The organism is Chryseobacterium sp. 3008163 (assembly GCF_003669035.1).
Classification (GTDB): Bacteria; Bacteroidota; Bacteroidia; order Flavobacteriales; family Weeksellaceae; genus Chryseobacterium.
Map to the genome: position 1 here is coordinate 1781563 of NZ_CP033070.1, position 18092 is coordinate 1799654.

Below are 18092 nucleotides of genomic sequence, written 5' to 3' on the forward strand. Positions count from 1 at the left end.
TTTTTTTAAGCTTGAGTTAAAGTGAAAACAGTAATTTCAGGACGCACCATAAACCTTACCTGAAATGAATGACCGATAGCACGATTGATATAAATCTTTCTTCCATCTTTCAAATCAATTTCTCCGGAGACATATTTTTTATTTTCCACCGGAAGAATTGGCGTAATCATACCTGGAATTCTACATTGTCCGCCGTGAGTATGACCGCTTAAAATCCAGCCTTGGTAACCGTTCCAGACATCTTTGTCGCAGACATCGGGATTATGACAAAGCACGAGATTCGCTTTTTCGGAATTGTAATCTTTCATCACTTTCATCGGATCGAAATTGGGTGACCATAAATCATCGAAGCCGATAATGTTTAAACCGTGAGATTCTACTTGCTCGTTATTCAACATGGTAACGCCATTGTTTTGAAGAATACGGCAAATCTCTTTTGAAGAACCGAGATCCTTCCAGGTTTTTCCGTAATCGTGATTACCAAGAATCCCGAAAGTTCCCAACTTACCATAAATTGCTTTTGACATAACTTTTTTCAAACTTTCATGATCTTCTGGGGTTCCGTGATTTACGTAATCTCCGGTGTAGACAACAAAATCAGGACTGTAATTTTGGGCTTTTTGAAAAGATTCAATCAAAAAATTCCAATCGAAACGGTCTCCGACATGTAGATCTGAAATCTGCATTAATATTTTCCCTTCAAGATGTTCAGGTAAATTTTTGATGGGAAGTTTTCTTTCAACAAATTCTACCCAAAATGGTTCGATCTGCCATGAATATAGAAAAGGCAAAGCTCCGACTGCAGAAAGCTGCATGAGTCTTTTTAGAAAATGTTTTCTGGTCATGATGTAAGGTTGATGTGATTATTTTGCATTAAACTCTCGCAGATTCTACAGATTTCAATCGGATGAAAAATCTGCGGAATCAGCTCAATCTGTGAGAAAATTTTCATTTTTGATTATTTGGAAAAGCACATTAGCTTCCTGCGAACGGAGTTCCGAAAAGACCAACTGCTAATTCCATCCAAACTAAAATAAGAATCACAACAATTAAGAGACTGATTAAGATTTTGTAATTGTTGTTTTTAACAATCGCTCTCTCCAAGCTGATTAAACCAGCCGTTCCGAAAAGTAGAATTGCAGCCAGGATAAAATCAAATCTTGACCAGTTCCAACCTTCTACAAAAAGGTTTCCTAAAAATGCTGCTACCATCAATAGAGCCGGTACCGCAAAAATTGCCAGAGTTGTTTGTTTTTTTGTTAACATTTTAATTAATTTTAATTCTATAAAGTACTTTGTATTTCAAAGTTAATTTTCAAAAAAATATAGAATTTATCTGCCTATTAATTTTTCTAAGGCATCTAAATGTTCGGTAAAAGCAATTCTCCCGTTTTGAGTTACACGGTATGAAGTTTTTGGCTTTTTACCGACAAATTCTTTTTTAACTTCAATGTAATTGGCTTTTTCTAACGCATTGCTGTGACTTGCCATATTTCCGTCTGTGATTTCCAGCAAACTTTTCATTTCAGAAAAATCAACCCAGTCGTTGACCATCAGAACGGACATGATGCCCAATCTTACACGGCTTTCGAATTCTTTGTTGAGTTGACTGATATTGTACATTATTAAAATTTGCTAAAAATTCCTTCTTCTTTCTTCTTGAAAAATACGTTTCCAAATTTTTTCGACTTAAAAACGTAATAAAAATCCCATTTAGTCCTTACTAATAACGGTTCACTTTCTACTACTTGATGCTCAGGTTCGATGTGAGTAATTTTTAAATGTGGGCTAGCATAACCTTCAACAAATTCTACACCTCCTTTATGCTTGCTTTTAATCTTTTGATTGTCATAGTATTCAAAGAAAACGAACTCTTCATCTTTATTTATTTCAAAACTAAAATGTCGAAATTGCCAATCAGCATCATTTCCTTTAAACATATCCTTATCTATTTCATATTTTCCATAAATATCTTCTTTATCTACAGTAGTTGAACTATTAATAAAACTCACTACAAACAAAGTCAAATATGATAAACTAAAAAACAGCCAATATCCAATAAATAATTTTTTAAAAATTTTATTTTTAGTTCTGTCATATAATAACAGGAAAATGAGAGAAATTCCAAGTATTATAATAAAAAACATGAACCAAATTAACATCATCACTTATACTTCTTATGCATAATCAAACCATACACAATATGCAGCACACCAAAACCAATTGTCCATGCAACCAATCCCCAACCTAAAAACAGGAAGGAAAGCAAACCTAAAACAATCTGGCAATATCCTAAATACTTAATATCTGTCAAAGTATATCTTTCTGCGCTTACCAAAGCCAATCCGTAGAAAATCAATGTTGCCGGAGCGACCAAGACAAATAAATGATGATACAGAAGCACCAGACAAAATAATCCACCCGTAACTAAAGGAACGGCAAATGTCACCAACAGCCTTCTCGTGGTTGCATCCCAGATTTTCAATCCTTTCTTTTTGCTTTTATTAGCTGTGAAGATATATCCGCATGAAATGGCCACTACTAAAATGACTGCACCAATGACTACAAGCTCCTTGACCAATTCCTTTCCAAAAATATTTCTATCGCCGTCAAAGTAATCAATTCCTTCTCTTTGGAAAACAAAATAAACATAAGCCGCGCCAATAATCGCTGCCAAACCAGCAACTACTCCAGATAAACCGCTTAACGAAATAAAACGTGACGACCGCTCCATCATAGAACGGATGTGTGATAAGTCTTCGTGATAGTTTTTTGACTCCATATAAAAGAACTTTGAATTGCAAAGTTATATTTAATTTTTGAACAGCAAAACTTTTTTCAAATTATTTGTTTAATTTTTTTACTTTAGAAAAAACATATGGTATGGATAAAGAAATTCTGCGCTCAGAAATTTTCAGACATTTGGATGGCGTTGTTACTGCGCCTGTAGTTGCTTCACTCATGAAAAAGGAAATTATTAATTTCATTATTGACCGTGAAAAAATAACTTTGAGTGAACTTTCAGAAGAGTTCAAAACCAATGAAGGCTACTTGAATGTAGCAATTCGGGCATTGGCGTCACAAGGTTTCCTGAATTATGATGTCGATAATAAGAAAGACAACATTATAATTTCTGCAAACAACAAAACTCAGTTTCTTCAAAAATATAGCTTGCTTTATCTAAAAGTGATTCCGTTTTTGAAACATTCTACCAATATTAAAAATCAAATCAACGAAAATTCATTTATTGAAGAATTTACACAGCTGAGTGATTCTATAAAAAATCATTTCGGGATTCAGCTTTCTGATGATGCAGAAGAAAAAAATATTCAGGAGCAAATTTTAAAACATATCGAAGGATGCATCATCGGTCCGGTAATCGTTTATCTCGGAATGACAGGGATGTTTCATAAGTATTTTATGGAAACTTCTTTTCAGGCGGCAGAATTTCATAAAAACTCTGATAATTTTGAGGTCATTTTAGATTTTCTGACATTTTTAGGTTGGTTTAAAAAGACCGGCGATAATTATAAATTTACCGAAACCGGAATTTACTTTGCCAAAAGAGCAGCATCATACGGAGTTACAGTTTCTTATCTTCCTTTGTTGAATAAAATGGACGATCTTCTGTTTGGTGACGCATCCAAAATAAGAGAAATCTCCGAAGGCGAAGATGAAATTCATGTAGACCGAGCAATGAATGTTTGGGGAAGCGGTGGCTCACACTCCAATTATTTTAAAGTGGCGAATGATTTTATTATTCAGATTTTCAATCAGCCCATTCATCTACAACCGAAGGGTGTTCTGGATATGGGTTGTGGAAACGGTGCCTTCATTCAGCATATATTTGAAACAATTGAAAGATATACGCTTCGCGGGAAAATGCTGGAAGAACATCCTTTATTTTTGGTGGGTGCAGATTACAACCAAGCCGCTTTGAAAGTGACCCGAGCCAACCTCATCAACAACGATATTTGGGCTAAAGTGATTTGGGGAGACATCGGAAATCCGAAACAATTGGCTGATGATTTAAAAGAAAATTATGAGATTGATCTTTCAGATTTGTTGAATATCAGAACTTTTCTCGATCACAACCGAGTTTGGAAAGCTCCTGAGAACAGTCAGCCGGAAAGAATCAGTACTTCAACCGGAGCGTTTGCACATCGTGGGAAGAGATTACCTAATAATTTAGTTGAAGAAAGTTTAAAAGAACACCTTGAACTTTGGCTTCCATATATTAGAAAAAACGGACTTTTAATCATTGAGCTTCATGCTTTAGATTCAAAACTTACGGCTGAAAATTTAGGAAAAACTCCGGCAACCGCTTACGAGGCAACACATGGTTTTTCAGACCAATACATTTTGGAAGTGGAAGTTTTTAAGAAAATTTGCTTAGAAACGGGACTTCAGATTGATAAAGAATTATTCAGGAAGTTTCCTAATTCTGAGTTGGCAACGGTTTCTATTAATTTGCTGAAAAGCTAGTAAAATTTAATTCATCTAAATTCATCTCGCAGATATAGCTGATTGCGCAGATCCTTTTTATTTAAAAATAAGAAGAAACCATTCTGAAAGCCAGAATGGTTTTTGTTGTGATTTGGTTGGTTTGATTTTAGTTTTTTTGTATTTTTTTAGTTAGGAAGTTTGGTTCCCGAAATTTCAAATGGGAAACTTACTCTTTGTCCGCCATCATCCAAATTTACCCATGTAGAGCTTGCAACTACAAACTGTTGCGCATTGTTTACTTTACCTGCATCATGAGGCAATTGTGGGTAGAAATGAGTTCCTGTAGAAGTTTTTGAACCCCATTTTATCCAGTAAGTACCTGCTGCCAAATTAAGATCAGGTGAATTAATTTTCATCTTATAAATTTTTCTGTTCGTATTATCCGGTTGCCCTTGCAATATTCTGTACCACTTAGTTTCTTCAGATGAAGCATATCGATTTGTGGTTATATCGCCGTACACTTTCACAGCTCCTGCAACGGAGGGGTCAGAAGAGTATATTTCAAAATAAAATTCACTTACAGGAAATGTAGTTCCCGAGAAACTTGTCTGGTATGAATAGAAATAGAAGTTCTGTATATTCCATTTTTCACCTGCAGGAACCTGAAAATCATCGGCGAGCATACGATCAGTAATTGCTCCGTTCAATCCCCAAGTACTCTGAGGTGCTTTCACTTCGCTCCAGGTATATCCTGTAGGTGCAGAAGTTCCTGCAACAGATGTATTCCCTGTACTCATCCCCGTTACAGCGCTGTAAGTAAACGCTTCAGGTTGTGGTGCTACAACTTCGTCATCGTCATTCTTACAGCTTATAACTAAAGTGGCGATAGACATCAGGCATAAAAAAAATCTTGATTTCATAATAAAAAGTTTTATAAATTATTTGATACAAAACTACTTTGCCTGACAGCCTCATTATATAGGAAAACCACCCTTTTTATGGGGTGGTTTTCTTGTTTATTCAGTAATGACGGTTAATTATTAACCATTAAAATTTATTTTGCTCTTAATCTTTCTTTGATTGCCTCGATATTTTTCTTGGCAGAATCTTCCAAAATAAGACTTGCACTCATATGGATTCTTGCAGGCATCAACTCATTGAAGTGCTCTGTGCCTTCCCAAGAAACTTTCTTGATTAGAGCTAATGCATCTTCGCTTCTTGAAGCCAAAGTATTTAAAAATTTCTCTAATCTCGAATCCATTTCTGCAATGGTTTCAGAAACTGAATGATAGATATTATGCTGCTCTGCCCAATCTGCCGATCTGAAATCTGCATCAATTGCCATTGCTGAAAACTGAGATTTCCCGATTTTTCTTTCTACGAAAGGCCCGATGACGAAAGGCCCGATTCCTAAATTGATTTCAGTTAATGCTAAAGCAGAATCTTTAGTTGCAAAACAGTAATCTGCACCACAAGCCAATCCTACTCCACCACCAGTGGTTTTTCCCTGAACTCTTACGACAACGATTTTACCGCAATTTCTCATGGCATTTAACACCTTAGCAAAACCTCCGAAGAATTTAGTGGAAGCTTCCAGTTCGTCAATTGCTAAAAGTTCGTCAAAACTTGCTCCAGCACAGAAAGCTTTTTCACCTTCACTTTTTACAAGAATTGCTTTCACTTCTTTCTTCGCGCCTTCTTCTAAAATTGTTTCAGCTAATTTTTCAAGAATTGCTCCGGGAAGCGCATTGCTTTTTGCAGTTCCGAATGTAATTTCGGCAATATTATTTTTAATTTCTGATGTTACAAAGTCACTCATTTCTTTTAAATATAGTTTGAGATTTAATAATCGCAAAAATAGTGTAATCTTGTTAAATATATCTACTATCATCATTATTATTCATTATATACTCATAATTAGATATCTTTAAAACAATTCTCAGAAATCTAATCATATCGAAATATTTTCAAAAAAATTAATGCCTAATTTTTGCTTGCAGAAATTTATTTCTTTACTTTTATGCCTAAACTTAATAACATGTCTAATTTCAATCACGAAAGCTACCTTGCCGCAATTCAATCATGGGAAAACACGATCTCAAGATATTCTGAAATCGAAAGATTAATCCCTTTATACAACGTTTTCAGCTTATCTCCAGAGCAGATCCAACAAATCAACAAAGAAGATGAAGATCCTAAAAACTTCCGTCTGGATATTGGAATTCAGGATGATGTTCTGATTATGATTTTAGTTCCGAGAGATGCTAAAGGAGCAATAAAAATACTAGAAAATTATACTTATGTAAATTTAGCACCTCTTGATCATGACCTTCAGCTAAAAGAAATACAGCAATACACCCTTATCAACAGAAGTGTACTTTCTAAAGATCTTACCCATATGTCAACAGATTCTGACCTTAACTTTCCTATTTTGAGCCGTCCTGCAATAGAACAGCAGACTGCTGTAAAAGAAATAGAAGACTGGCGTATGAGCGGTATGGATTGGTTTTTGAGAGAATGCAATGAATTTGACGGAAAGAGAATTTTCAGAAGATTTTTCATTTCAAAAGAAGACCTTTTACAGGATGAGAGCAGCACCACAAATATTACGTGCTCATTTGCACTGAAATTCTCAGACATCTATCAAAGAATGCTTGTAAGTCTTATTTTCATATCTTTTCAACAAAATAATTTATTAACTAATGCCGGTCCAGATTTTAGTATTTCAAATGTCTTTGACTATGCAAGACCTTGCCCTCCGGTTTGTCAACTTTAAAAAATTAAAAAATGAAAGGATTCTACATCTTTTCTTTATATGCTTCTTACGGATTGCTTTTATTAGCTTTTGTTACAGGAATTATAAAATACTTCAGACTTAGCAATAAAGAAAAATGGTATTTTTTCTATTGTTTTTTTTATTTATTATAGAGCTGACAACTAATGTTTTAATAGAATTTTTCGGGTATAAAAACACTTCTTTTATATACCCTATATTTATAGCAGGAGAATTTTTTATATTGACATCGTTATTTATAAAAAAACTTAAATTTTCAGATTATTGGCTGATACCAACACTTTCTCTAAGTGTTGGTTTGCTGATTGCGAACCAGTTTTTTGAGGTTGCCAATGATTATATAAAAGCGGCATCTAACATCATCATCATGTGCCTTGCAGGTTACACATTGCTGCAGGAAATAAAATACAATAATAAAGTAAACAACTTTATCGTAGTAGATGCATTTATTTTTATGTATTATACGGTTTCTGTTTTTATATTTGTTCTTCAGAATCAGTTAACATCATTATCTGAAAGTACTTATTTTATTATTTTGAGTACTAATAATATGTTGCTGATTGTATTTTATGCATCTTTACTCTACACATTTTTACGTTTGAAAAAAAATATATTAACCAAAACATAAATTATTAATTTTTTAAACATTTACAATTAAAGAAATTACACTCAATATTAGCTTTTTCATCTATTTAATTATCGTCTTGGTAATTATTGTCACGTTTGTTTTACTGGCTTATAAGTTCTTTATCGACAGAATTATAAAAGAGAAAAGCATCCAGCACAAGGCAGAAATTCAGCATCAGAAAAATCTTACTCTCGAAAGCACAAAAACCCAGGAGGAAGAAAGAAAAAGAATGGCAATTTTGATTCATGATGATATTGGCAACAGGCTTAATATTCTTTCGCTTTGGCTTCAAAATCTAAACGCAGAGAACAAAGAAACTTCTGAAAAAATAATTTCAAATCAAATTTCTGAACTGATAGACTCGGCGAGAAGTATTTCACATTCACTTTACCCTGTCAATCTTGAAAAATTAGGACTCGTTTTGTATGTTGAAGAATTGATTACCAATCTTTCGAATAAGATTAAAATCAATCTGCATGTGGTTCAGGAATATCAGAAAAAAGATATTTTTACAGAAGTGCAGATTTATAGAATCATTCAGGAGTTTACAACCAATGTTATCAAGCATTCTAAAGCCGCTGAAATGAGTATCTATATAAAGGATATCAAAGAAAATAGAATCGTAATTTTATCTGATAACGGAGAAAGCTTTGATTACGACAATGCAAGCAAAGGAATGGGCTTGAAAAACATAGAATCGAGAATAAAATCGCTCAACGCCCGCTTCAAATGGAAGAATACAATAGGAAAAGGCAGCAGGCTGATTATCATAATTCCACAAAATAACGACCATGAAAATTAAAATAGCCTTAGTAGATGACGAGCAGCTTATTTTGGAAGGTGTAAAACTTTTGCTTTCTATAGAAAAAAGCATCTCTGTGACCATAACATCAAATAATGGCCCGGATTTTTTAGAAAATTTAGCCACTTTTAATTCTGAAGAGTTCCCGGATATTGCCCTTATCGACATTCAAATGAAACCAATGGACGGGTTTGAACTTGTAGAAAATTTAAGACAAAAATATCCTGCACTCAAAATAATCATTCTCTCTTCTCATTATAAAAGTAGCATCTTGGGGTACATGGTAAAACTAGGCGTTTCTGCATTTTTGCCTAAAAACTCTGATAAAAAAGCATTCATAGAAGCCATTACAGAAGTCCATACAAAAGGTCTGTATTTCACCTCAGAAGATTACAAAATGCTTTTCTCGTACATGAATAATCCACCGAAAACAAAATCATTGTTTGATCTGGAAGATGAACTTAGCGATCGTGAGAAAGAAGTCGTAAAATTGATCTGTGAAGAGATGACCAATCATGAGATTGCAGAAAAACTTTTCCTTAGTCCCAGAACAATTGAAAGTCACAGACAGAGAATTTTAGATAAAATAGGTGCCAAAAACACAGTGGGCATCGTAATCTATGCTGTAATTAATGACATTTATTCTCTTCCGGTAAAGCTTTAATTATTTATACTTTTATTAAAAAATCAAAATTTTGACGAGTCCTAAAAATCTGATACAGATTGTAGGTCAAAAATGGTTAATTAAACCAAAGCAGAAGCCTTTTTGCTTTGGTTTTTTGTTTCATAGGTTTTCATTTTCAATTCTGATTACGTATAAATACTGAATGGTGCATTTGGTAATTTATACTCTACCGTATTTCCTGTTTTCATCGTTACTTTGGGGTATAATTAAAACGAAAACACACCAAGTATGTTTTAAAGAAATCACATTAATATAAACCTAAAAACAAATAATATTATGGAAGAAATGATGGGGGTTATCAAAGCATTCTCCGGAAACTTTGCCCCGGTAAACTTTATGTTCTGCAATGGAGCTTTATTGAGCATTTCACAAAACTCTGCGCTTTTCTCAATTTTAGGAACTACCTATGGCGGTGATGGCATTAATACTTTTGCCTTACCTAACCTTAATGGCCGTTATCCACTAGGAACGGGAACAAATGCAGGTCAATCTTACGAGCTTGGTGAGCAATCTGGAGTTCCGCAGACAACTATCATGTCAATGAATTTACCAAGTTTTGCGAGCCAATTGATGGTTGCCAATGCCAATGCTAATTCTGCGGTACCCTCTGCAAGCACATCGCTAGCTATCACCGGAACACAAAGCGGAAGAGACTTTACTGCCGTTCCAAGTTATGTAAATGCAAATCCGAACACGGTTATCAATACCCAATCTGTAGTGTTTATGGGGCAAAATCAGCCTATTAACAACATGCCACCTTATTTGGGAATAAACTATATTATCTGTGTACAGGGAATTTATCCTTCAAGACCTTAATTCAAAAATTAATAACTAAAAAACAAGAGATATCATGGAAGAAATGTTAGCAACAATTAAAATGTTTGCCGGAAATTTCGCCCCGAGAGGCTATTTATTCTGCAACGGGGCTCTATTGCCTATTTCACAAAATCAGGCGCTTTTTTCCCTTCTAGGAACAACATATGGTGGAAACGGTACTACTACTTTTGCTTTACCTAACTTTAACGGACGTGCTCCTATGGGTTCAGGAATTGCCAACACAGGAAAGTCTGTAAACCTTGGTGAAATGGGAGGATCACCCACCACAACTCTTCTTAGCACTAATTTGCCAACGTTTATGAGCACGCTGAAAGTTTCAAGTTCTAATGCGGCTACGGCTACACCAACACTTACTACATCAATTGCTGTTACAGGTACACAAAGCGGAAGAGACTTCACCGCAGTTCCAAGCTTTGTAAATGCTGCTCCTGATACTGCTATTAACGGAGCTTCTGTAACGTTCAACGGGGCGAATGTGCCTATCGAAAATATGCCACCTTACTTAGGCATGAACTACATTATTTGTGTAGAGGGGATTTATCCTTCAAGACCATAATAAATCTAAAAAAACCTAAAATTAAAACTTTAAACATCATGAAAAGTACTATACTACTTACGATCTGCAGTCTTTTCATATCGATCTTTTCGTTTGGACAGACCAGTACAGAACAATTTGAGACAGAATCTCACGGAAGCGCAAGTTTTACAGATAACGGAGTGATTTTTAATATCCTTTCTCATGTAAATACTTACGATATCCAGGCAAATTATCCGGCTACAGGATGGAATGGCTCAGCTGTAGACAACCGATATATCGATAATTCGGCAACAGGAAATCAGGCAGCAGGGACTTCATTCAGTATAAAAACAACGTCTAATTTATTTAAGGCAAACAGATTTTGGGTATATGCTTCAGCAGCCGATTTAACATTTGGTGTCTCCGGAACCCTTACTATTACAGGAAAATTAAGTGGCGTAACAAAGTTTACACAAACCAAATCAACAGGCTTTGCAACAAGCATGGGAACGACAAACGGCTATACCCTGATTGACCTAACCAACCTGAATGGTCAAAATTACAGTAACATTATAATTGATCAATTACAGATAACAGCAGGAGGAGGTTATCAATATCTGGCTCTTGATGCCTTCACTTGGGTAAAAGATACGGGCATTGTATTATCGACTGACGAATTAAAAAATCAAAAAACAATCTGTCTGTTTTCCCAAATCCTACGACAGGTCAGTTTTCTATAGAAACATCTGAAAATTCTAAGGCTCAGCTTTATGATCAATCCGGAAAAATCCTGAAAGACCTTGAGCTTAAAAAGGGAATCAATGAAGAAAACATATCAGAACTTCCATCAGGAACTTACTTGCTGAAAACATCTTCAGAATCTAAAAAAATCATTAAAAGATAGTCGTACTTCAACCAAAAAACTAACCACCATGAGAACTCTTTTAGACTATAAATGATTTCAAACACGATTCTATCACACAATGATTAAACCTTTGAAAAACTTCAAAGGTTTTTGTTTTGTTATAAAAAAGTATTTATTTTTTTCCGTAAAGTAGTAATCTCTTGAATGCATACATTGCGGGAAAACTTTTGAAGTGCCCGCCAATTCTTTTTTTGTATTCTGAAATGAAATTCTCTTTGCTCACCTCATCCAATCTCTCCACATAAGGTATCAAAGCAGAACCCGAAATAAACTGATACAATTTTTCAGCATCGTCTGCGAGAATCGGGTAAACTTTTACCGAAATATTTAAATCTTTTAAGCCATTATCAAACATGATTTGAGCGTATTCGTCAATACTCAAAACAGGTGAAACTCTGTTCCAACCATCAAGTTGGGTACGAAAAGGTTCCTCCGAAGCGAGCTGGAATAATATTTTATTTAAAACATTCTCAGCCTGAATGGGCATCTGTACAGCGAACTGTCCGTTTTCGTTTAATAATGAAATTAATTTTGGGAATAATATTTCATGATCATCCGACCATTGCAATGCTGCATTACTGAAAATAAGATCCCATTTTTCTTTTGAATCGATTAAATCTTCAACAGGAATTTGCTTGAAATTCAATTTTTCATTTTGAAACTGATTGGCTTCGGCTAGCATTTCTGCGGAAGAATCAATTCCCAGAAATTCTGCATCATTAAATTTTTCTGAAAGAATATGCGTTTGTTCGCCCGTTCCACAGCCTACATCAATTGCTTTCCTCAGATTTTCTGATGAAATTAAATTCATCAAATCAAAAATGGTTGATAGCGAATGTTTTTAAATTGATTGTAAATTTCGGGACTCCAGGGCATATTTTTTTGATTTTAAAGTGATATTTTTTTGGCCGACTACTCTACATCTCAGATTGCTACACAGATTGCATTCCTACGGAATGCAACTTCGATAATTCGATTCAGACCTTAGCATCTATTTTTTTCAATGTCAGAATATACTTATCAATATACAAATCTTTTTCTTTCGATTTATACTGTTGGATATATCTCGGATGTTCCAGCACAGTCATTTTATCAAACAAGTCTGCTTCTTCATTTAATTTAGAAATAAAATCCGCATTTTTCTTTCCTAAAACAAAAACTTCTGAAATGTCTAAACCTAAACTGATATGTTTCTTTAAAGAATCGATCATAAAATCTTTCACATTATTGAAAAGCTCTTTATCATCATAATAATTGGCATTGACCCAATTACCTTTTGATTTTCTTACGATTGCCAAAGGAAAAGGTGAATTGATGTAAAAATCTCTGTAGAATTCTTCTGCGCCGCCGTAAGCTGCAATCATGTCGTATATAAAAACGGAAGATATTTCATGCGTCTGTGCAGATTCCATTTTAATTCCGCAGACCGTTTCCAACCGCTTCGTATCGGTAAACGGAACTCCGGTAACGCCCGCTCCGTGACGGCTGGGATTAATTCCAATCATAAATTTCCTTTGATGGGAATCATAATAATATTTCTGATAAAACTTTTGCATGACAACCAGCGTTTCAGGGTTATCCAAATACGGATTCAGAACCTGAAAATCCTTAGGAAGATTTCCTGTAAAATTTAATTTTTTATTAAATTCAACTACTTGATCTGCAAAAGTTTTATCAGACATTTTATTCTACATCTTCATCGTCTCCATCTTCACTCAACGCCAATTCTACATCGATAAACTGAATGTACAACCCACAAATTTCACCATGAGCATCGTACGCAAAGTATACAGGATAACTACCGTCACCAAACCCGCTTGCAAACATCGGAATCTGATAGTTTGTATTGGGAACTGTCCAATTGATCCAGTCTCCGGCATCTCTCTGATTGTTGGGATGATCTTTGTAACTCTGTGCGAAAATTCCAGCAAAATAATCATCGTACACATTGTCAACATCTTTTGTAGCAACAAATTGATCTACAGAAGGAAGAACTTCAGCATCGGTAATACATCCCAAACCGGCATCTACACTGAAACCGAAAAAATCATCTTCGGTTACATCTTCCAAATCTTCAATTCCAATTAAAGCTTCACGGTAAACAACCGGCTTTTCTTTGGTAAATTCAACTTTTACAACAGCATATCGGTCTCCCCAATCTTCAGATTTTACCACAGCAATCGTAACGGGAAAATTTCCTTTCGGAGCCTGAATGAAGTAAGGTTTTTCATCAGAACTCAGATAAACAAGCGGATCTCTCACCACTATTTTTCCGGATGGTAGCCAAACATTTCCTATTTCCATCGTCTCCATTTTCTGTCCCAGAATTTCATTCGAGGTAAAATATGTTTCAAGATCTGTAGGACAAACTAAAACATCTTTTACTTCTTCCCAGTTTTGCAGCCAGTTTTCTTTCATAATCATTGATGATTTAATTGTAATTATTAAAATTCAGTTTTTTTTATTCTCCCTCAAATCCTTCTTCAACTTTCAAACCTTTTATAAAAGTTTCAAAATCTTTAGCCAAAAAAGTTTTCTTAAAATCATTTTCCTGATCTACATGTACCACTTCCGGTTCGCCATCTTTACCACAGTTTGAATAATCAAATAAAATCATATCATGCCCTGCTGACGGGCAGTCTGCAAAATACACTCCAATTGCAGGATAACCCCATTCATCAATCATAAACTGACTTCCCATTTCTCCGCAAAGAGAATAAATTCGTTCTCGCCCAATTCCCATAATACCGTTTATTGCCACATGGTCATCTGCCCAAGAATTGGCTTCAGTAGTAGGGAAAACAGATTTGTTTGCCAATCCACCGTTCTGTGTTTTCATCATCTGAATGTAAGAGCCGGGAAGTTTATACCCCAATTCTTTTTCAACAGAATCAATCATTTCATCATCAGCAAAACCACCGATATAGTCTCTTGCAGAGTAGCTGCATTCACTCCAAAAATTCTTAAAGTCGAAGTTCTTGAAAAATTCTGTTATCATAATATTTTTAAATTAAAAAAGGAGCCATAAAAAGCTCCCCCAAATATCCTTATTTTATTTGAAAAAATCAATCAAAATCACGTAAAAGATGTGTGAATTATTTTAATCTTAAAAGTTTAATTATTTATTAACATAATAAAAAAATGAATTTTTAAAATAAAGCGGATGATTTTAAATCATTTTTCTAGTGGTTTATAATTGGAATATCCCGAGTAAAAATCATCATCATTTCTTTTTAACTTCCTTTCTTCAATAATTTTAAATTGACCTGATGAATCTCTTTCCTCCACCAATATCTTGTCTGAAACATCAACTCTGGCAAATTCAATTAAAGAATCTTGTTTTAATCTTAAAAAATGAGTCGTTACAGAACCTGTCAGGATTATTGAATTAATACATTTTAATTTTGAATTAAAACTCAAATTAGGGTATTTGTCAGAGTTTTTTATATGAACAAAAGCTTTGTTTTTTGAATCATAAATAAATAATGTCTTGATAACATTCCCTCCTCTGGCAGCGATTCCGCTTACATATAAAAAGTCTTTATATCCGTCATTATTAAAATCTGAAATTTCAGCATCGATACCAGAGACTCCGTCTTTATCAAAGTAAAATCTACTGGTTTCTCGCCAGATATTTTCCACAGATTTTCGTTTGTTGTAATCCCAAAAACTGTATTTTTTAAAAAATTTTAAAACAATAAGATTATCTTCTGTAAGATTATTTCTAAAATTCTCGATTTCGACCTTTGTTTTTCCTATCTCACCAATGTTAAGACTATCTGTAAACTTTTCTGCCAAAAAATAAGCATTAGTATTGTGTTCCTTATTTTTAGTACAGGAAAAAATCATAAATAAAAGTACAATTGGAATAACTAAAAGCTTCATAATTAAATATACTAAAAATCCCTTTCAGCAAAAGCTAAAAAGGACTATAATTTCTATCAGTTAATTTTGAATTAAATCAATCCAAACTGCTCAAAATGATGCGTAAAATGCTTTCTCTGGAAAAGCTCCATCATCTCTTTATTTAAATGTCCAAATCTTGGATTGTAATGTTCCGCAAAAGGATTTTCTTTGAAATAAACGGTAAACTCTTTTAAAGTTTCAATTAATTTCGCCTTTGCTTCGTCCAAATTTTTATTTTTATTCTGAGGAACTTCACCTTCTTTCCATAAAGGATATTGCGCTCCCGGACGAATCTTTTGGTCGGTGTACAACCAATCCTGAAGTTTTTCTAATTTCTCGGCAGGAATCTCAGGAAAATCTTCCGGCTTTAAATTTCCGAAACCATTTCTCAAAACTTCTTCCAAATGCTCCACCATCAATTGCGGCGTAAAATCTCCAAAAACAGATTTGGTGTTTTCAGTTAAACCATTCAATTTTTTCTGAATATTCTGAACTTTAAAATCAATAAACGGCGAATGTTTAGCCACTAAAGTTAAAATTGTAGCAACACAAACCACCTCATCTCTTTGATTGACAACTTCCACCAACCATTTTACAACTCCGGAAGGAATGTTTCTTCCTTTTACTCCACGGTTGATTTTTTCTTTTGCTGTTAAATAAACCGTAATCGTATCTCCCGCATAAACAGGTTTAAAAAACGAACAGTTTTCCAATCCATAGTTAGCGATAACAGGACCTTTTTTGCCCGAAACAAATAATCCAGCTGCTGCAGAAAGAATGAAATATCCATGAGCAACGGTTTTATCGAAAATAGTTCCGGATAAACTTGTTGCGTCTGTATGCGCATAGAAATGATCCCAAGAAACATTGGAAAAATTAACAATATCTGCATCAGTAACTGTTCTTCCTGCTGTTTCCAGAGAATCTCCGACCTCAACTTCCTCAAAATATTTTTGGAAAGGATGTTTATCTGAATATTTTTTCTCAGCACCTTGCTGATACACTTTCGTAATCGCGGTCAAAATATCAGGCGAACCTTGAATCGCCGTTTTCTGAAGGAAGAAGTGAAGACCGTTCAATCCACCCATTTCCTCGCCGCCGCCTGCTCTACCAGGACCTCCGTGCATTAATGTAGGAAGTGGCGAACCGTGACCTGTACTTTCTTTTGCGTTGTCTCTATTTAAAACAAAAATTCTTCCGTGCTGAGAAGCCATTTTCCAAGAAGTTTCTGCAACAAATTTCTCATCATGAGAAATAATTGAGCCTACCAAACTTCCTTTTCCTCTTTTCGCCAAGGCTGCAGCTTCTTCCGCATCTTTGTAAGGCATCAAGGTAGAAACCGGACCGAAAGCTTCGACATCATGAGAGATATTTTTAGTGAACGGAGAATCATTTAAGAACAATTTAGGTGACATAAATGCACCGTTTTCGTAATCTGCATCTACCAATTCATGTTTTCCGTCGTAAATCAATTCGTTTTCAGTTTTTAGAATATCAACCTTTCTTAAAACTTCGTCATATTGTTGTTTTCCAACCAAAGAACCCATTCTCGTTTCTCTGCTTAACGGGTTTCCAATTTTAGTCTGATCTAAAGCTTTAGACAAAGCACTTTGAACATCCCCAATTAAGTTTTCAGGAACAATGATTCTTCTGATTGCGGTACATTTCTGACCAGCCTTCGTTGTCATTTCTGTACGAACTTCTTTAATGAATAAATCAAATTCAGGAGTTCCCGGTTTTGCATCCAAACCAAGGATCGAACAGTTCAAAGAATCGGCTTCCATATTGAAACGAACAGAATTTCCTGAAACTGAAGGTAAAGCTTTTAATTTTCTACCTGTCGTTGCAGAACCTGTGAACAATACAGAATCTCCATCCTGAACGTAATCTAAAATATTTCCCGGCTCACCACAAACTAACTGAAGTGCTCCTTCAGGAAGAACCCCACTTTCAATCATATCCTGAAAAACAGCATTCGTCAAATAAGATCCATAAGGAGATGGCTTTACAATTGATGGAACACCAGCCAACAATGAAGTTGATAGTTTTTCCAACATTCCCCAAACAGGAAAGTTGTAAGCATTGATTTGCACAGAAACTCCTTCACTTGGCGTTAAAATATGAGTTCCTAAGAAAGTTCCGTTAGCAGAAATTTTCTGAGTTTCTCCATCTACCCAAAACGGAGTATTTGGAAGCATTCTTTTTGCCAACCCTGAATACGTGAAGAAAGTACCAAAACCTCCCTCAATGTCAACCCAAGAATCTGCGTGAGTCGCCCCTGTTTTATATGATAATTCGTAATATTTTTTCTTTCTTTCTAAAAGATAAAGCGCCACTTTTTTCAACATTTCTCCACGATCGTAGAACGTCATCGAAGAAAGATTTTTGTAACCGACTGTTCTTCCGAAATCTAGAGCCTGCTCAAAATTCAGCCCTTCAGTATCAGAAACAGCAACTTGCTCTCCCGTCACGGCATTGTACAAAGGAATTCCGTTTCCGGTACCTTCTACCCATTCTCCGTGAATATAGTTTTTTAACTTTTCCATAAAATA

Annotated in this window: 22 protein-coding genes; 9 read left to right on the forward strand and 13 right to left on the reverse strand. The window is 34.8% G+C overall.

Going from position 1 to position 18092, the window contains the following annotated elements; translation table 11 throughout:
• Window positions 1-5: 5 nt before the first annotated feature.
• The 5 genes from EAG08_RS08010 to EAG08_RS08030 form a co-directional block, all read right to left on the reverse strand.
• Window positions 6-845 carry a metallophosphoesterase gene (locus EAG08_RS08010; RefSeq protein ID WP_129534986.1) on the reverse strand — a complete coding sequence of 280 codons (840 nt, stop codon included), beginning with the start codon at window positions 843-845 and terminating at the stop codon, window positions 6-8.
• A gap of 130 nt (window positions 846-975) precedes the next feature.
• The gene (locus EAG08_RS08015) at window positions 976-1266 is read right to left on the reverse strand and encodes a hypothetical protein (protein ID WP_129534987.1); all 291 of its coding nucleotides are present in this window, start codon (window positions 1264-1266) and stop codon (window positions 976-978) included.
• Window positions 1267-1332: 66 nt separating this feature from the next.
• Complete coding sequence (locus EAG08_RS08020) at window positions 1333-1623, reverse strand: winged helix-turn-helix domain-containing protein (RefSeq protein ID WP_129534988.1); 291 nt, start codon at window positions 1621-1623, stop codon at window positions 1333-1335.
• A 2-nt stretch (window positions 1624-1625) separates the two neighbouring features.
• A complete protein-coding gene (locus EAG08_RS08025; protein WP_164998545.1) occupies window positions 1626-2165 on the reverse strand; it encodes a hypothetical protein in 540 nt (179 codons plus the stop codon).
• Complete coding sequence (locus EAG08_RS08030) at window positions 2165-2782, reverse strand: hypothetical protein (protein ID WP_129534990.1); 618 nt, start codon at window positions 2780-2782, stop codon at window positions 2165-2167. Before EAG08_RS08030 ends, EAG08_RS08025 begins: the two co-directional genes overlap by 1 nt.
• 101 nt (window positions 2783-2883) lie before the next feature.
• On the opposite strand from EAG08_RS08030, the gene EAG08_RS08035 reads away from it, so the two are divergent.
• Window positions 2884-4485: a class I SAM-dependent methyltransferase gene (locus tag EAG08_RS08035; protein ID WP_129534991.1), complete on the forward strand. Its 1602-nt coding sequence runs from the start codon at window positions 2884-2886 to the stop codon at window positions 4483-4485.
• 146 nt (window positions 4486-4631) lie between these two features.
• On the opposite strand, the gene EAG08_RS08040 is transcribed toward EAG08_RS08035, so the two are convergent.
• Both EAG08_RS08040 and EAG08_RS08045 read right to left on the reverse strand, forming a co-directional pair.
• The gene (locus EAG08_RS08040; RefSeq protein WP_129534992.1) at window positions 4632-5366 is read right to left on the reverse strand and encodes a hypothetical protein; all 735 of its coding nucleotides are present in this window, start codon (window positions 5364-5366) and stop codon (window positions 4632-4634) included.
• A gap of 134 nt (window positions 5367-5500) precedes the next feature.
• The gene (locus EAG08_RS08045; RefSeq protein ID WP_129534993.1) at window positions 5501-6265 is read right to left on the reverse strand and encodes an enoyl-CoA hydratase/isomerase family protein; all 765 of its coding nucleotides are present in this window, start codon (window positions 6263-6265) and stop codon (window positions 5501-5503) included.
• Window positions 6266-6484: 219 nt separating this feature from the next.
• Here EAG08_RS08045 and EAG08_RS08050 point away from each other — a divergent pair, with 219 nt between their 5' ends.
• The 8 genes from EAG08_RS08050 (at window position 6485) to EAG08_RS21980 (ending at window position 11613) form a co-directional block, all read left to right on the forward strand.
• Complete coding sequence (locus EAG08_RS08050; protein ID WP_129534994.1) at window positions 6485-7222, forward strand: hypothetical protein; 738 nt, start codon at window positions 6485-6487, stop codon at window positions 7220-7222.
• A gap of 241 nt (window positions 7223-7463) precedes the next feature.
• Window positions 7464-7868, forward strand: a complete 405-nt coding sequence (locus EAG08_RS08055; RefSeq protein ID WP_129534995.1) for a hypothetical protein — start codon at window positions 7464-7466, stop codon at window positions 7866-7868.
• A gap of 76 nt (window positions 7869-7944) precedes the next feature.
• Window positions 7945-8670, forward strand: coding sequence for a sensor histidine kinase (locus EAG08_RS08060; protein WP_228446825.1), 726 nt, complete (start codon window positions 7945-7947; stop codon window positions 8668-8670).
• On the forward strand, window positions 8660-9334 hold the full coding sequence (locus EAG08_RS08065) for a response regulator transcription factor (protein ID WP_129534996.1): 675 nt from the start codon (window positions 8660-8662) through the stop codon (window positions 9332-9334). The genes EAG08_RS08060 and EAG08_RS08065 overlap by 11 nt, the downstream gene beginning before the upstream one ends.
• A 297-nt stretch (window positions 9335-9631) precedes the next feature.
• Window positions 9632-10171, forward strand: a complete 540-nt coding sequence (locus EAG08_RS08070) for a phage tail protein (RefSeq protein ID WP_129534997.1) — start codon at window positions 9632-9634, stop codon at window positions 10169-10171.
• Between the two features lie 34 nt (window positions 10172-10205).
• Window positions 10206-10748 (forward strand): phage tail protein, encoded by a 543-nt coding sequence (locus EAG08_RS08075; protein WP_129534998.1) that lies wholly within the window; start codon window positions 10206-10208, stop codon window positions 10746-10748.
• Window positions 10749-10786: 38 nt separating this feature from the next.
• Entirely contained in the window at window positions 10787-11449 is a 663-nt protein-coding gene (locus EAG08_RS08080) for a T9SS C-terminal target domain-containing protein (RefSeq protein ID WP_228446826.1), read from the forward strand.
• The gene (locus EAG08_RS21980) at window positions 11446-11613 is read left to right on the forward strand and encodes a T9SS type A sorting domain-containing protein (RefSeq protein ID WP_262696827.1); all 168 of its coding nucleotides are present in this window, start codon (window positions 11446-11448) and stop codon (window positions 11611-11613) included. The genes EAG08_RS08080 and EAG08_RS21980 overlap by 4 nt, the downstream gene beginning before the upstream one ends.
• Window positions 11614-11746: 133 nt before the next feature.
• Here the strand turns inward: EAG08_RS21980 and EAG08_RS08085 are convergent, their stop codons facing one another.
• The 6 genes from EAG08_RS08085 to paaZ form a co-directional block, all read right to left on the reverse strand.
• Complete coding sequence (locus EAG08_RS08085; RefSeq protein WP_317126327.1) at window positions 11747-12445, reverse strand: methyltransferase domain-containing protein; 699 nt, start codon at window positions 12443-12445, stop codon at window positions 11747-11749.
• A gap of 166 nt (window positions 12446-12611) precedes the next feature.
• A complete protein-coding gene (locus tag EAG08_RS08090) occupies window positions 12612-13316 on the reverse strand; it encodes an SMUG2 DNA glycosylase family protein (protein WP_129534999.1) in 705 nt (234 codons plus the stop codon).
• 1 nt (window position 13317) lies between these two features.
• A complete protein-coding gene (locus tag EAG08_RS08095) occupies window positions 13318-14052 on the reverse strand; it encodes a DUF4241 domain-containing protein (RefSeq protein WP_129535000.1) in 735 nt (244 codons plus the stop codon).
• Between the two features lie 43 nt (window positions 14053-14095).
• Window positions 14096-14632, reverse strand: a complete 537-nt coding sequence (locus tag EAG08_RS08100; protein ID WP_185145188.1) for an SMI1/KNR4 family protein — start codon at window positions 14630-14632, stop codon at window positions 14096-14098.
• A 176-nt stretch (window positions 14633-14808) separates the two neighbouring features.
• Window positions 14809-15519, reverse strand: coding sequence for an XAC2610-related protein (locus EAG08_RS08105; RefSeq protein ID WP_129535001.1), 711 nt, complete (start codon window positions 15517-15519; stop codon window positions 14809-14811).
• Window positions 15520-15590: 71 nt separating this feature from the next.
• Window positions 15591-18086 carry a phenylacetic acid degradation bifunctional protein PaaZ gene (paaZ, locus tag EAG08_RS08110; protein WP_129535002.1) on the reverse strand — a complete coding sequence of 832 codons (2496 nt, stop codon included), beginning with the start codon at window positions 18084-18086 and terminating at the stop codon, window positions 15591-15593.
• Window positions 18087-18092: the final 6 nt, after the last annotated feature.

Excerpts from the sequence above, each read along its gene's own strand:
- EAG08_RS08025 (WP_164998545.1), bottom strand. The coding sequence starts at position 2,165 with ATGATGTTAATTTGGTTCATGTTTTTTATTATAATACTTGGAATTTCT.
- EAG08_RS08040 (WP_129534992.1), bottom strand. The coding sequence starts at position 5,366 with ATGAAATCAAGATTTTTTTTATGCCTGATGTCTATCGCCACTTTAGTT.
- EAG08_RS08085 (WP_317126327.1), bottom strand. The coding sequence starts at position 12,445 with ATGAATTTAATTTCATCAGAAAATCTGAGGAAAGCAATTGATGTAGGC.
- EAG08_RS08045 (WP_129534993.1), bottom strand. The coding sequence starts at position 6,265 with ATGAGTGACTTTGTAACATCAGAAATTAAAAATAATATTGCCGAAATT.
- EAG08_RS08010 (WP_129534986.1), bottom strand. The coding sequence starts at position 845 with ATGACCAGAAAACATTTTCTAAAAAGACTCATGCAGCTTTCTGCAGTC.
- EAG08_RS08075 (WP_129534998.1), top strand. The coding sequence starts at position 10,206 with ATGGAAGAAATGTTAGCAACAATTAAAATGTTTGCCGGAAATTTCGCC.
- EAG08_RS08015 (WP_129534987.1), bottom strand. The coding sequence starts at position 1,266 with ATGTTAACAAAAAAACAAACAACTCTGGCAATTTTTGCGGTACCGGCT.
- paaZ (WP_129535002.1), bottom strand. The coding sequence starts at position 18,086 with ATGGAAAAGTTAAAAAACTATATTCACGGAGAATGGGTAGAAGGTACC.
- EAG08_RS08030 (WP_129534990.1), bottom strand. The coding sequence starts at position 2,782 with ATGGAGTCAAAAAACTATCACGAAGACTTATCACACATCCGTTCTATG.
- EAG08_RS08035 (WP_129534991.1), top strand. The coding sequence starts at position 2,884 with ATGGATAAAGAAATTCTGCGCTCAGAAATTTTCAGACATTTGGATGGC.
- EAG08_RS08095 (WP_129535000.1), bottom strand. The coding sequence starts at position 14,052 with ATGAAAGAAAACTGGCTGCAAAACTGGGAAGAAGTAAAAGATGTTTTA.
- EAG08_RS08090 (WP_129534999.1), bottom strand. The coding sequence starts at position 13,316 with ATGTCTGATAAAACTTTTGCAGATCAAGTAGTTGAATTTAATAAAAAA.
- EAG08_RS08050 (WP_129534994.1), top strand. The coding sequence starts at position 6,485 with ATGTCTAATTTCAATCACGAAAGCTACCTTGCCGCAATTCAATCATGG.
- EAG08_RS08080 (WP_228446826.1), top strand. The coding sequence starts at position 10,787 with ATGAAAAGTACTATACTACTTACGATCTGCAGTCTTTTCATATCGATC.
- EAG08_RS08020 (WP_129534988.1), bottom strand. The coding sequence starts at position 1,623 with ATGTACAATATCAGTCAACTCAACAAAGAATTCGAAAGCCGTGTAAGA.
- EAG08_RS08100 (WP_185145188.1), bottom strand. The coding sequence starts at position 14,632 with ATGATAACAGAATTTTTCAAGAACTTCGACTTTAAGAATTTTTGGAGT.
- EAG08_RS08070 (WP_129534997.1), top strand. The coding sequence starts at position 9,632 with ATGGAAGAAATGATGGGGGTTATCAAAGCATTCTCCGGAAACTTTGCC.
- EAG08_RS08105 (WP_129535001.1), bottom strand. The coding sequence starts at position 15,519 with ATGAAGCTTTTAGTTATTCCAATTGTACTTTTATTTATGATTTTTTCC.
- EAG08_RS08065 (WP_129534996.1), top strand. The coding sequence starts at position 8,660 with ATGAAAATTAAAATAGCCTTAGTAGATGACGAGCAGCTTATTTTGGAA.